The 12,498-nt window shown below is 72.7% G+C and carries 11 protein-coding genes; 7 read left to right on the forward strand and 4 right to left on the reverse strand.

The features are described 5' to 3' along the window. The first annotated feature begins 65 nt into the window (after nt 1–65). From cmk to der, 3 genes are all read left to right on the forward strand, one after another. The gene (cmk, locus tag ACIRFL_RS20900) at nt 66–746 is read left to right on the forward strand and encodes a (d)CMP kinase (protein ID WP_404030333.1); all 681 of its coding nucleotides are present in this window, start codon (nt 66–68) and stop codon (nt 744–746) included. After that, nucleotides 743–1,417 carry a lysophospholipid acyltransferase family protein gene (locus ACIRFL_RS20905; RefSeq protein WP_404030335.1) on the forward strand — a complete coding sequence of 225 codons (675 nt, stop codon included), beginning with the start codon at nt 743–745 and terminating at the stop codon, nt 1,415–1,417. Before cmk ends, ACIRFL_RS20905 begins: the two co-directional genes overlap by 4 nt. Nucleotides 1,418–1,479: 62 nt before the next feature. Next, a complete protein-coding gene (der, locus tag ACIRFL_RS20910) occupies nt 1,480–2,961 on the forward strand; it encodes a ribosome biogenesis GTPase Der (protein ID WP_404030337.1) in 1,482 nt (493 codons plus the stop codon). A gap of 58 nt (nt 2,962–3,019) precedes the next feature. Here the strand turns inward: der and ACIRFL_RS20915 are convergent, their stop codons facing one another. Together ACIRFL_RS20915 and ACIRFL_RS20920 are read right to left on the reverse strand one after the other, a co-directional pair. Further along, the gene (locus ACIRFL_RS20915; protein WP_404030339.1) at nt 3,020–3,436 is read right to left on the reverse strand and encodes a hypothetical protein; all 417 of its coding nucleotides are present in this window, start codon (nt 3,434–3,436) and stop codon (nt 3,020–3,022) included. Nucleotides 3,437–3,584: 148 nt separating this feature from the next. Next, entirely contained in the window at nt 3,585–4,370 is a 786-nt protein-coding gene (locus ACIRFL_RS20920; RefSeq protein WP_404030340.1) for a hypothetical protein, read from the reverse strand. Nucleotides 4,371–4,909: 539 nt separating this feature from the next. Between ACIRFL_RS20920 and ACIRFL_RS20925 the strand changes: the two genes are divergently transcribed. Next, a complete protein-coding gene (locus ACIRFL_RS20925; RefSeq protein WP_404030341.1) occupies nt 4,910–5,623 on the forward strand; it encodes a transglycosylase family protein in 714 nt (237 codons plus the stop codon). A gap of 523 nt (nt 5,624–6,146) precedes the next feature. After that, nucleotides 6,147–6,362, forward strand: coding sequence for an I78 family peptidase inhibitor (locus ACIRFL_RS20930; RefSeq protein WP_351729740.1), 216 nt, complete (start codon nt 6,147–6,149; stop codon nt 6,360–6,362). Nucleotides 6,363–6,413: 51 nt separating this feature from the next. On the opposite strand, the gene ACIRFL_RS20935 is transcribed toward ACIRFL_RS20930, so the two are convergent. Beyond that, entirely contained in the window at nt 6,414–7,430 is a 1,017-nt protein-coding gene (locus tag ACIRFL_RS20935; RefSeq protein ID WP_404030342.1) for a phosphatase PAP2 family protein, read from the reverse strand. Between the two features lie 239 nt (nt 7,431–7,669). After that, nucleotides 7,670–8,947 carry a mannosyltransferase family protein gene (locus tag ACIRFL_RS20940; protein WP_404030344.1) on the reverse strand — a complete coding sequence of 426 codons (1,278 nt, stop codon included), beginning with the start codon at nt 8,945–8,947 and terminating at the stop codon, nt 7,670–7,672. A 263-nt stretch (nt 8,948–9,210) separates the two neighbouring features. Between ACIRFL_RS20940 and ACIRFL_RS20945 the strand changes: the two genes are divergently transcribed. Both ACIRFL_RS20945 and ACIRFL_RS20950 read left to right on the forward strand, forming a co-directional pair. After that, nucleotides 9,211–10,812, forward strand: a complete 1,602-nt coding sequence (locus tag ACIRFL_RS20945) for an MFS transporter (protein WP_404030345.1) — start codon at nt 9,211–9,213, stop codon at nt 10,810–10,812. A gap of 470 nt (nt 10,813–11,282) precedes the next feature. Further along, nucleotides 11,283–12,473, forward strand: coding sequence for an acyl-CoA dehydrogenase family protein (locus ACIRFL_RS20950; protein ID WP_404030346.1), 1,191 nt, complete (start codon nt 11,283–11,285; stop codon nt 12,471–12,473). The last annotated feature ends 25 nt before the right edge of the window (nt 12,474–12,498 follow it).

A 12,498-nucleotide genomic window follows, 5' to 3' on the forward strand; every position in this document is an offset into this window, starting at 1 on the left:
AGTAACCTTGTCCGGGGCGGTCTCACGCCCCGTCCCGCACCCCGGACCAGGAAGGCGTCCTCACCGTGGAAAGCGCTCCGCCCGTAGTCGTCGCGATCGACGGCCCCTCCGGCACGGGCAAGTCGAGCACCTCGAAGGCCGTGGCCGCCCAGCTCGGTCTGAGCTATCTGGACACCGGGGCCCAGTACCGGGCGATCACCTGGTGGATGGTGAGCAACGGCATCGACCTGGAGGACCCCTCGGCGATCGCCGCCGTGGCCGGCAAGCCGGAGATCGTCTCCGGCACCGACCCCGTCCACCCGACGATCACCGTGGACGGCGTGGACGTGTCCGGACCGATCCGCACCCAGGAGGTCACCGCCAAGGTCAGCGCCGTCAGCGCGGTGCCCGACGTGCGCGCCCGGATCACCGAGCTGCAGCGCTCGCTGGCCGCCTCGGCGGAGCGCGGCATCGTGGTCGAGGGCCGTGACATCGGTACGACCGTGCTGCCCGACGCCGACCTGAAGGTGTTCCTGACCGCCTCCCCGGAGGCGCGGGCCGCCCGACGCAGCGGCGAGCTGAAGGGCGTCGACGTGCACTCGACCCGCGAGGCGCTGCTCAAGCGGGACGCGGCCGACTCCAGCCGCACGGCCTCGCCGCTCGCCAAGGCCGCCGACGCGGTCGAGGTGGACACCACGGAACTCACGCTGCCGCAGGTCATCGAGTGCGTCGTCACCCTCGTCGAGGAGAAACGGGCCGGGAAGTGACCGCGGCTCCCGCGAACGGTGCGCCCTCCGCCCGGGGCGCAGAGGTCGGCCGGCGCATCGGCGTCGGGCTCATGTACGGGATGTGGCGGCCGCGGGTGCTGGGCGCCTGGAGGGTGCCCGCGAGCGGTCCCGCGATCCTCGCCGTCAACCACTCCCACAACGTGGACGGGCCGATGGTCATGGGTGTGGCGCCCCGGCCGACGCACTTCCTGATCAAGAAGGAGGCGTTCATCGGCCCGCTCGGCACCTTCCTGACCGGCATCGGCCAGCTCAAGGTGGACCGTGCCGCCGCCGACCGGACGGCGATCACCCAGGCGCTCGGCGTACTCGCGGACGGCGGCGTCCTGGGCATCTTCCCGGAGGGCACCCGCGGCGAGGGCGACTTCGCCGCGCTGCGCGCCGGGCTCGCCTACTTCGCCGTCCGCAGCGGGGCACCGATCGTCCCGGTCGCCGTGCTGGGGAGCACCGACCGCCGCGGACGGCTGATAGCGGCGCTGCCCCCGCTGCGCTCCCGCGTCGACGTCGTCTTCGGCGATGCTTTCCAGGCGGGCGACAGCAGCGGGCGGCGCACCCGCAAGGCCCTCGACGAGGCCACCGAGCACATCCAGAAGCAGCTCACCGCGCACCTGGAGAACGCCAGGCGCCTCACCGGGCGCCGAGCGGCCCCTTGAGTAGTGGATCTCCGTGAGCGCGGGGTTCCACCGATCACCACGATGAACGAGGTACGGACTTCATGAACGACCAGATCCAGCCCGACGGCTCGGCCGAGCACGAGTACGAGCACGGGGCGCTCGGCGACGCCGAGTACGCGGAGTTCATGGAGCTCGCCGCCGGGGAGGGCTTCGACGTCGAGGACGTCGAGGGCGCCATCGAGGCGGCGGGCCACGGCCCGCTGCCCGTGCTCGCCGTCGTCGGCCGCCCCAATGTCGGCAAGTCGACCCTGGTGAACCGGATCATCGGCCGCCGTGAGGCGGTCGTGGAGGACAAGCCCGGCGTCACCCGCGACCGTGTCACCTATGAGGCCGAATGGGCGGGCCGCCGCTTCAAGGTGGTGGACACCGGCGGCTGGGAGCAGGACGTCCTCGGCATCGACGCCTCGGTCGCCGCGCAGGCCGAGTACGCGATCGAGGCGGCCGACGCGGTCGTCTTCGTCGTGGACGCCAAGGTCGGCGCCACCGACACCGACGAGGCCGTGGTGCGGCTGCTGCGCAAGGCAGGCAAGCCGGTGGTGCTGTGCGCCAACAAGGTCGACGGTCCGAGCGGCGAGGCGGACGCCGCCTACCTGTGGTCGCTCGGCCTCGGCGAGCCGCACCCCGTCTCCGCCCTGCACGGCCGCGGCACCGGCGACATGCTGGACGCCGTCCTTGAGGTGCTGCCCGACGCGCCCGAGCAGACCTTCGGCACGGCGGTCGGCGGCCCGCGCCGCATCGCGTTGATCGGCCGCCCCAATGTCGGCAAGTCGTCACTGCTGAACAAGGTGGCCGGCGAGGAGCGCGTCGTCGTCAACGAACTCGCGGGCACCACCCGTGACCCGGTCGACGAGCTGATCGAACTGGGCGGCCAAACCTGGAAGTTCGTCGACACGGCCGGCATCCGCAAGCGCGTCCACCTCCAGCAGGGCGCCGACTACTACGCCTCGCTGCGCACCGCGGCGGCGGTGGAGAAGGCGGAGGTCGCCGTCGTCCTGATCGACGCCGCCGACAGCATCTCCGTGCAGGACCAGCGCATCGTCACCATGGCCGTCGAGGCGGGCCGCGCGATGGTGATCGCCTACAACAAGTGGGACACGCTGGACGAGGAGCGCCGCTACTACCTGGAGCGGGAGATCGAGACCGAGCTGGGCCAGGTCGCCTGGGCGCCCCGGGTCAATGTCTCGGCGCGCACCGGCCGGCACATGGAGAAGCTGGTCCCGGCGATCGAGACCGCCCTCGCCGGCTGGGAGACGCGCGTGCCGACCGGCCGTCTCAACGCGTTCCTCGGCGAGCTGGTCTCGGCCCACCCGCACCCGGTCCGGGGCGGCAAGCAGCCGCGCATCCTGTTCGGCACCCAGGCAGGCACCAGGCCCCCGCGGTTCGTCCTGTTCGCGTCCGGCTTCATCGAGGCGGGCTACCGGCGCTTCATCGAGCGCCGGCTGCGCGAGGAGTTCGGCTTCGAGGGGACGCCGATCCATATCTCGGTGCGGGTGCGCGAGAAGCGCGGCGCGAAGAAGAAGTGACCCGCAGACGGTCGGAGGGGCCGCCCCAATGGGGCGGCCCCTCCGACCGTCTGCGCGGTCATGTTCCCCGGCGCGGTCCGGGCGGCAGCGCGGCCGGCACGTGATGCATCCCGTTCTCGTGCCGCCCCAGCGATCCGACCCGCTGCCACTGCACCTGCTGCTGCCCGGTGCCGTGGCGGGCGCTGTAGGCACCGGCGCTGTAGGCGGTGTACGCGTGCGAGCCGTGCGCCCCCGTGTCGTACGTGCTCGTACCGTGCGCGCCGGTGGTGTGCGGGGCGATTCCGAAGGCGGTGAACTTCAGCTCCTCCTCGCCGCTGCGGTCGCCCGGCAGCGCCCGGAAGCTCTTCAGCCACTCCGTGTACACCGAGTCGTAGATGGGGGTGGCCGAGTGGCCGCCGGAGGAGTCCTGAGCGGCCCTGGCCGACGGCACGGGGGAGAAGGAGGAGCGGCGGGAAGGAACGTCATATGCGTGCACGTATCTCCAAACGACCCGGGGCCGCCCGGGATGCGGCCCGGGCGGGCGGCATTGGGGGCGCGCGGAACTGCGCCACCGACTGCGCACCACCCGCGGTCCCTTCAGGACCGCTGAGGGAGTCCGTGCGCCACGGGGACGCGCGGACCCGTCAGGTACCGGCCAGCGGCAGCGTGGCCGCGACCAGCTTCCCCATCGCGGCGGCCTTGTCCAGCGCGTCCCGCAGCAGATCCTCGCGGGGCTGGCGGCCGATGGAACCCACGGGTGCCGCGAACATCAGCACCTGCTGGTGCTTGTTGGCGGCGGCCCGCCAGCTGTCGGTCACCTGGAGCGGCTGGTGCGCCTGCCACCAGGCGACCGGCTGACCGCCGTTGCCGCCCGGCTGCAGGACGGCGTGCAGCTGACCCACCGCGAGCAGCACGGACCAGCCGTGCAGCACCGGCGGCACCGCGTTCAGCACGGTGAGCGGCATGAACCCCTGCTCGATGAGCAGCGGCAGGAAGTCGTCCCCGGTCCCGGTCGTGCCGGGGCGCACGATCGGCGCGGTCGGCTCCACGACGAGCGCGGGGTGCAGTTCCCCGGCGATCAGGACCAGCCCGCTGGTCACCCCGAGCACCGCCTGCTCGGGCACCGCCTGCACCGGGCCGCCGGCGGAGGCGGCGTCGCCGCTGATGGAGCGGACCGCCCCGCGCAACTGCTCCTCGGTGACCTGGACGACCTGTGAGGGCAGGCAGCTGGCGTGGGCGAAGGCGAGGACGGCGGTCTCCTCCCCGATGAACAGGACGGTGCTGGTGCGCTCCTGCTCGGAGTCGCCCGGGGTGCGGCAGGAGGTGCAGTCGTAACTGCCCGGGGCGTTCTCTCCGGCGAGCAGCCGGTCGGCTTCTTCGTCGCCGATCTCGGCGCGTACGGCGTCGCTGACGTCGAGCATGCGCGGCACGGTGGCTCCCTCGGGATGCGGTGCGGTGCGACCGGGTGGCTCCCGGCCCGTGAGCCCCGGGGTTCCGGGCTCATGAAGAAGACAACGGGCGACCTGTGGCGGGAGTCACGCTTCGGGGAGAACCGAATCACCCCGGCCGGCGCATCGCGTAACCCTTGGTGTCGACCCGGATGCGGTGTGTCAACTCCGTGCGTCCCAGGGGGACTTGGGGCGGTGAACTGGGTCACAGGTCGACAGGGCGACTGGTCGACAAATCCGGAAATCGGCGAACGAAATGGGTGTCCGGAAATCGCCGATACCTGAGGTAACAGTCAACTGGCCTGGAATGACGAGGAGTTGGTTGATACCGGCCCGCGCGGCTGCCTAGATTCCTCCGCCGTGTGCAACGAGCACCGCTCGGGTACGTCCGCCGTCGCGCCGGTCCGGCACCATCGCGGCACCGGCGCGGGCGGACGGGCCGGAGCGCGGCGCCCCCGGGTCCCTGCGCGGGGGGCCGCGCCCCGGCTTGGGGGACCCCGGGTTGACGGAGAGGGAATGACATGTCCGAACATTCGGAATGTGCCGGTACCACTCGCGACCAGGTCCGTGCGGACGGCGCCCGGGGCGGCAGCGCCCGCCGGGCGCGGACGACGGCGGCCCTCGCCGGGGCGGCGCTGCTGGCCCCGCTCGGGGTGCTGGCCGCGGCCGGCAACGCCGCGGCGGCGGACGGCGGCGTGTGGGACCGCATCGCCCGGTGCGAGAGCGGCGGCGACTGGCACATCAACACCGGCAACGGCTACTACGGCGGGCTCCAGTTCTCCGCCGGCACCTGGCGCGCCTACGGCGGCACGGCGTACGCGCCGACCGCGGACCGGGCCACCCGGGAACAGCAGATAGCGGTCGCCACCAAGGTCCAGGGCGCCCAGGGCTGGGGCGCCTGGCCGGTCTGCTCGGCCCGCGCCGGCGCGTCCGGCGCCGCGCCCGCGGCGGGCTCCGCCGGAGCCGCAACCCCGGACCGCCCGGTCTCGGACGCGACGGCCCGCACGAGCCGGCAGAGCGCCCCGGCGCAGTCCACCCGGTCCGAGCGGCCACGGCAACAGGACGCCGCCGCCGGGTCCGTGGCCGGCGGTGACTACACCGTCCGGGAGGGCGACACACTCAGCGGCATTGCCGTGCGGCGCGGAACCAGCTGGCAGCGGATCTATGCCGCCAACAGGTCCGTCATCGGCGCGGACCCCGACCTGATCGTGCCCGGCCAGCGCCTCGCCCTCTGAGCCGCACCCCCACCCACCCGCCGACGACGCCGGTCCAGCCTTGGTTGCGGCGCCGGTTCGGCTCCGGTCACGCTGCCGGTCCGGCTCCGGGTGCGCTGCGGGCGGCCTTGGTCACGCTGCCGGTTCGGCTTCGGGCGTGTGGGGCCGGTGGGTGTCGCTTGTGTCTTCGCTGTGGGTGCCGGGGGCGGGGGTGGTCTTACGGGGGTTCTGTGGTGGCGCGGTGAAATTCCTATGCGACGTCAGTTCCTGCGGACCGCCCGGATTCGGCCGGGAAAGCGGCCCCGTGGCCGTCCCCGGGCGGCACTCCGGCACCTTTCGCCGGTGCATTTCGAGGGGGCCCCGCAACACGCGGAAATTCCGTTCGAATGCGCCGGTAAGAGGTAGGGAACCGCCCGTTCGTGTGACGGAGTTCGACCGAAACGCATGTCGTGATCCTGTGACAGAAGTGTGACCGGAGAGGTATGTGCGGGTGCTCGCGACCGTTCCGCTTCCCCGGTGGCCGCACAGCGCCTAGCGTGGCCGTATGGCACCGATTCCGACTCCGCCAGCGGAGCCCAAGGACAGTCCGGAAGGGTACGTCGGCCTGGACGCGACGGCCGCGGAGCGGCGGGCACGCGAGCGCGGATGGTCGACCGTCCGCTCGCTGCCGCCCGGCGCGATCATCACCATGGAGTACCGCGTGGGCCGGCTGAACTTCGAGGTGCGGGACGGCAGGGTGGCGCGCGCCTGGAAGGGCTGAGACGGCGCGGCGGCGGGTGGTGGTGCGTACCGGACCCGCCGCCGCGGCGAGTCAGCCCCCGGTCATCGGGCGGGCCGCCTGGGTGCCGGCGCGCGGGACGCGGTCCGCGTGCGGCGGGCGGCGGCTGCCCACCGGGGTGACCGGGGTGCGCTCGGCGCGCGTGGTGTGCGGGCCCGGCGCCAGATGGATCGGTGCCCGGGGCGTGCGGACCGAGGCGACCGGCTCGCGCGCCGCGGGCGTCTCGTCGGCGGGCGTGGTGCGCGGCTTGAGCACCACGGGCGTGACCGGGACGGCGGGCGCGGGGGTGGTGCGGCCGGCGCGCCAGCGGTCGCGCAGGTCGAACAGTGCCGTCTCGGCCTTGGCGATCATCGGCTCGACCCACGGCAGCGCCAGCAGGATCAGCAGTCCCGCGGCCCAGCCCAGCAACACGTCGCTCAGCCAGTGCGTACCGAGGTAGACGGTGGTGAGGCCGACGCCGAGCGAGGTCACCGCCGACACCGCGGACAGCCAGCGGCGCGCCCTCGGGGTGGACGCCAGATACGCCAGGATTCCCCAGGTGACCACCGCGTTGGCGGTGTGACCGCTGGGGAATATATCGCCGCCGAGGCCCATTTCGTTCGAGCCGATCACGGTGGCGTAGTGCGGTCCGAGCCGGCCCATGCCGATCTTCGCGGCGCCGACCGTGATGTTCAGCAGCAGCAGTGAGGCACCGAGGGTCAGCAGCGGCCGGAGCGTGTGCTGCCGCCAGGAGCGCCAGCCCAGCCAGGCCGAGACCATCACCGCGGTGGGGCCGCGCTGGCCGAGCACCACGTAGTAGTCGAGGAAGGCGTGGATCTCCGGCCATTGTTGGTAGGGCCGGAAGAACATGACCTGCCAGTCGAGCCGAACCAACCACGAGGTGGTCACCACGGCCCAGACGATCGCCAGGTAGAAAGCCAGGGTCGCGGAGAACAGAACGACCCGGTGCCGGCTCATCTTCGGCACATCGATGTGGGCCGGTCGTTCCGGCTCACGGTCCAGCCTGGCGAACACCCGGTCCAGACGGGTGAGGTTTCGTTCGGTACGCACCCAATCGACGTTACAGCGAGTGAGCTGTGTGCCCGGGCGAATCAGCGGCTTTGTGATGACGATGTGATGTGGGAAACCTCTCAACTGGCGGCCAATTCCCGAAGATTCCACAATCCACGGTCGTTGCCGGGTGCAATTCCTTTGATCATGCCGGGTGTTCGTTTTACGGCCCTTATGAAATTCGTTCACCGGGACATCGGCTGGAATTCTCCTGCCGCTCATCCGGCGGCCGGTCGTGATCACGGCGGGCCGGAGCCGTTCAGCCAGAACGCGCCGTAGAGCGCCGAGATCACCGCGACACCGGTCATGACCTGCGCCGACCGGGACGTGGGCAGCCGGGCAAGGGACCGGGCGAGCGGCAGCAGCAGCGGGAAGGCGGGCAGCAGCAGACGCGGCTTTGAGCCGAAGTAACTTGACGCGCACAGGGCGAGCGCGGTGACGACGCCGGTGTACACCAGCAGTGCCGGCGGCTGGCCCTGCCGTATCCCGGCCGCGTACAGCCGGATCAGCAGGGCGACGGCGATGATCAGCGCAAGTCCGGCGGGGGCCGATGGAATTGACGTGAACTTGTCGGCGATGAAACGGGCGAAGGCGTATCCGCCGTCGAAGCCGTTGCGCCAGCCCGCCTGCACATCGAGGTACCCGAGGGGGCCCTTGCCGGTGCGATGGCCCACCCACAGGACATAACCGGCCGCCCCGAGGGGAGCGATCAGCAGGCCGAGGGCGCGCCGCCACACGGCTGCGCCCTGAGTGACCCAAGGGGCGCGTGTTGCGTCACGGGCGCCCGCCGCGCTCCGAACGCGCCGGGCGCGGGCGGCGCTTACGGCATCAGGGGCGCATCCCTCAGCGCGCGCGCCGTCCGACATCGCGGTGCGCCGACTTCGCACGAACGGCGCAAGGCCCGCCACCCACACCGCCGCGACCACGGCGAGCCCCACCGGCCGGGTCAGCCCGGCCAGCGCGGCGAGCACCCCGGCGCTCACCCAGCGCCCCGTCAGCACCGCGTACAGCGACCAGGCGGCGAGCGCCGTGAACAACGACTCGCTGTACGCCATCGACTGCACGATCCCGACGGGCAGCACGGCCCACAGCAGGACGGCGCACACCCCCGCCCGGCGGCCGTACACATGGTCGGCCACCGTGAAGATCCCCCAGGCCGCGGCGAGCGAGGCGAGCAGGGAGACGACCAGACCCGCGTCCGCGTACGACAGCGGCAGCAGCGCGTGCAGCAGCCGCTCCAGCCACGGCAGCAGCGGGAAGAAGGCGAGATTGGAGTGGACGTCGCCGTTCGGCAGCCGCACCTCGTAGCCGTAGCCCAGCTCGGCGACCCGCGTGTACCACAGCGCGTCCCAGCGGGCGGTCAGCAGCGTGTGGGCGTCCTTGCCGCGCGCCGCGCTCCACGCCGCGAGCGCGACCAGGCCCAGGGCGCGGACGGCGGCGTACCCGAGCAGCGCCGGGGCCGCCCGGCGCAGCGGTGCGGCGCGAGCGGGTGTCACGCGCGTCTCAAGATCGGTCACGGGCTCGATTATCGACCTGCCGTGGGAGCGCAGGACCGGCCGGTGGGCGGTCAAGGGTTTGCAGAGTGGTGTACGCCACACGGGTTGACGCGGACTGTGAGAGGTCCGCCACGTACCACTCCGGCGAACTCGCGTACGCTGGCGTGTCACTCGCGTTCGTATCGCGCGGCGCCGGAGACCCCGCTCCTCTCCGGCCGTACGGCGGGGCGTCCCCACCCCGCCGGTGTCCGCCGTACGCGAGGGAACTTCTGGGAGGTACGTACATGTCCGGGACGACCACGGCCGCCGCTGGGCTGCGCCGTCGGGCGGCCGGGGCCGGTGCCAACCGCTGGGTCGTCCTCGTCGTCCTCTGTGTCAGCCTGCTGCTCGTCGCACTCGACGCGACCGTGCTGCACGTGGCGGTGCCCGCCGTCACCGAGGACCTCAGGCCCGGCGCCATAGAACTGCTCTGGATCGTCGACGTCTATCCGCTCGTCTGCGCCTCGCTGCTGATCCTGTTCGGCACGCTCGGCGACCGGGTGGGCCGCAGACGGATCCTGCTGCTCGGCTACGCCCTGTTCGGCGTCGCCTCCGCGCTGGCCGCCGCCGCGTCCAGCGCCGAGGTGCTGATCCTCGCGCGGGCGCTGCTCGGCGTCGGCGGCGCCATGATCATGCCCGCGACGCTGTCGATCCTGCGCCAGGTCTTCCCCGACCGGCGCGAGCGCGCGCTGGCCATCGGCGTCTGGAGCGCGGTGGCCGCGGTGGGCGCCGCGGTCGGCCCGCTCCTCGGCGGCTTGCTCCTCGAGCACTTCTGGTGGGGGTCGGTGTTCCTCGTCAACATCCCGCTGATGCTGGTCAGCCTGCCGGTCGGACGGCTGCTGCTGCCCGAGTCGAAGGGGGAGCGCAACGGGCCCTGGGACGTGACCGGCGCGCTGACGGCGGCGGCCGGGCTGTTCGGTCTTGTGTTCGGGGTGAAGCGGCTCGGCGGCGGGGAGCCGGTGGCGAGCCCGTACACGCTGGTGCCGCTGCTCGTGGGCCTGTTGCTGCTGATGTCGTTCGTGCGCCGGCAGCGGCGGCGCCCGTATCCGCTGGTGGACCTGCGGATGTTCGCGCGGCCGGCGTTCAGCACCGCCGTGGGCTGCATCGTGCTGGCCATGCTCGCGCTGGTGGGGCTCGAGCTGATCGCCGCGCAGTATCTGCAACTGGTGCTCGGGCTGTCGCCGCTCCAGACGGGACTGCGGCTGCTGCCGCTGACCATCGCGGCGATGGCCGCGGGGCTGGCCGGGGCGCGGATGCTGCGCCGCTTCGGGCCCCGGCGGATGGTGTGCTTCGGCTTCTGTCTGACCGCGGTGGCCGTGCTCACGCTGACCGCGATGGGCGGCCACGACAACACCGGGCTGCTGCTGTCCGGCTTCGTCCTGCTGGGCTTCGGCCTGGAGACCACCCTCTTCGGGGCGTACGAGTCGATGCTCAGCGAGGCGCCGGCCCGCCAGGCGGGCGGAGCCGCGGCGATCGGGGAGACCTCCTACCAACTGGGGGCCGGGATCGGTATCGCGCTGCTCGGCAGCGTGATGAACGCGGCGTACGCGCCCGGCCTCACGTCCGTGCCCGGGGTGCCGGCACCGGCCTCCGCGGCGGCCGGGCATTCGCTCGGGGAGGCGTACGAGGTGGCCGGGCGGCTCGGCGGACCGGCCGGCGCCGCCCTGCGCCGCGCGGCCGAGGACTCCTTCGTGCACGGCCTGCATGTGACGCTGCTGGTGAGCGCGGGGCTGCTGCTGCTCGGCGCGGCGATGGCGCTGCGGCTGCCCCGGGCGATGCAGTGCGAGCCGGCCCCGCTGGAACTACCCGCGCCCCGCGGCGCCGAACGGGCACGCGTTTCGGCGTGAGCCGGGTGGTCGGCCCGGTGGGTGGGCTGGATGTGGGGGGCGGGGGGTCGTGGCGTCGGGGCGGAAGTTGTGACTAGCGGTGCTGAGCGGGTCGATCGGGGTTCGCCGCGGCCCGGCAACGCTCCGAGGAACGCGGGGAACTGCGCGCCGGCCAGGATTCCACCGCAGCCCGCAGCCCGCAGCCCGCAGCCCGCAGCCCGCAGCCCGCAGCCGAGCGGGTACGTGTGTCGGGGTGAGCCGGGTGGTCGGCCCGGTGGGTGGGCTGGACGTGGGGCTTGGGGGGTCGTAGCGTCGGGGCGGAAGTTTTAACTAGCGGTGCTAAGCGGGTCGGGCGCGGTCCGCCGCGGCCCGGCAGCACTCCCGAAGGGCCGCGGGAGACCACGTGCCCGGCCGCGATGCCGCCGCGGCCGGGCGGCGGCGCATCACGGCCCGTCCCGCACGGCGCCCGGTTTTCTCTCGGAGGGTGTTCCATGTCCGCGTCCTCGACGTTGCCCCCGTTCGATCCCACCGACCCGCTCGGCCTCGACGACCTGCTGGACCCGGAGGACCTGGCCGTCCGCGACACCGTGCGGACCTGGGCCGCGGACCGCGTGCTGCCGTTCGTCGCCGAGTGGTACGAGAGCGGCGAACTCCCCGGCATCCGGGAACTCACCCGCGAACTCGGCTCCCTCGGCGCCCTCGGGATGTCCCTCACCGGGTACGGCTGCGCCGGCGCCTCCGCGGTGCAGTACGGCCTCGCCTGCCTAGAACTGGAGGCCGCCGACTCCGGCATCCGCTCGCTAGTCTCCGTGCAGGGCTCCCTCGCCATGTACGCCATCCACCGGTTCGGCAGCGAGGAACAGAAGCGGCACTGGCTGCCCCGCATGGCGTCCGGCGAGGTCATCGGCTGCTTCGGGCTCACCGAGCCGGACCACGGCTCCGACCCCGCCTCGATGCGCACGCACGCCAAGCGCGAGGGCGGGGACTGGGTGCTCAGCGGCCGCAAGATGTGGATCACCAATGGCTCCGTCGCGGGCGTCGCCGTGGTGTGGGCGCAGACCGACGACGGCATCCGGGGCTTCGCCGTGCCGACCGACACCCCCGGCTTCGCCGCCCCGGAGATCAGACACAAGTGGTCGCTGCGCGCCAGCGTCACCAGCGAACTCGTCCTGGACGACGTACGGCTGCCCGCCGACGCCGTGCTCCCCGGGGTGGTCGGCCTCCGCGGCCCGCTGAGTTGTCTCTCGCACGCCCGGTACGGCATCGTGTGGGGCGCCATGGGCGCGGCCCGCAGCTGTTTCGAGGCCGCCGTCGACTACGCGAAGACACGGGAGCAGTTCGGGCGGCCGATCGGGGGCTTCCAGCTCACCCAGGCCAAACTCGCCGACATGGCGGTGGAACTGCACAAGGGGATTCTGCTCGCCCACCATCTGGGGCGGCGCATGGACGCCGGCCGGCTGCGCCCCGAGCAGGTCAGCTTCGGCAAGCTCAACAACGTACGGGAGGCGATCGAGATCTGCCGTACCGCACGGACCGTACTCGGTGCCAACGGGATCTCCCTCGAATACCCCGTGATGCGGCACGCGACCAATCTCGAATCGGTGCTCACCTACGAGGGCACCGTCGAGATGCACCAGCTCGTGCTGGGCAAGGCGCTCACCGGACTCGACGCCTTCCGCTGACCCGGCCCGGGGGCCGAGGCGGGGC

Origin of the sequence: Streptomyces sp. NPDC102462 (genome assembly GCF_044765425.1) — a bacterium.
Classification (GTDB): domain Bacteria; phylum Actinomycetota; class Actinomycetes; order Streptomycetales; family Streptomycetaceae; genus Streptomyces.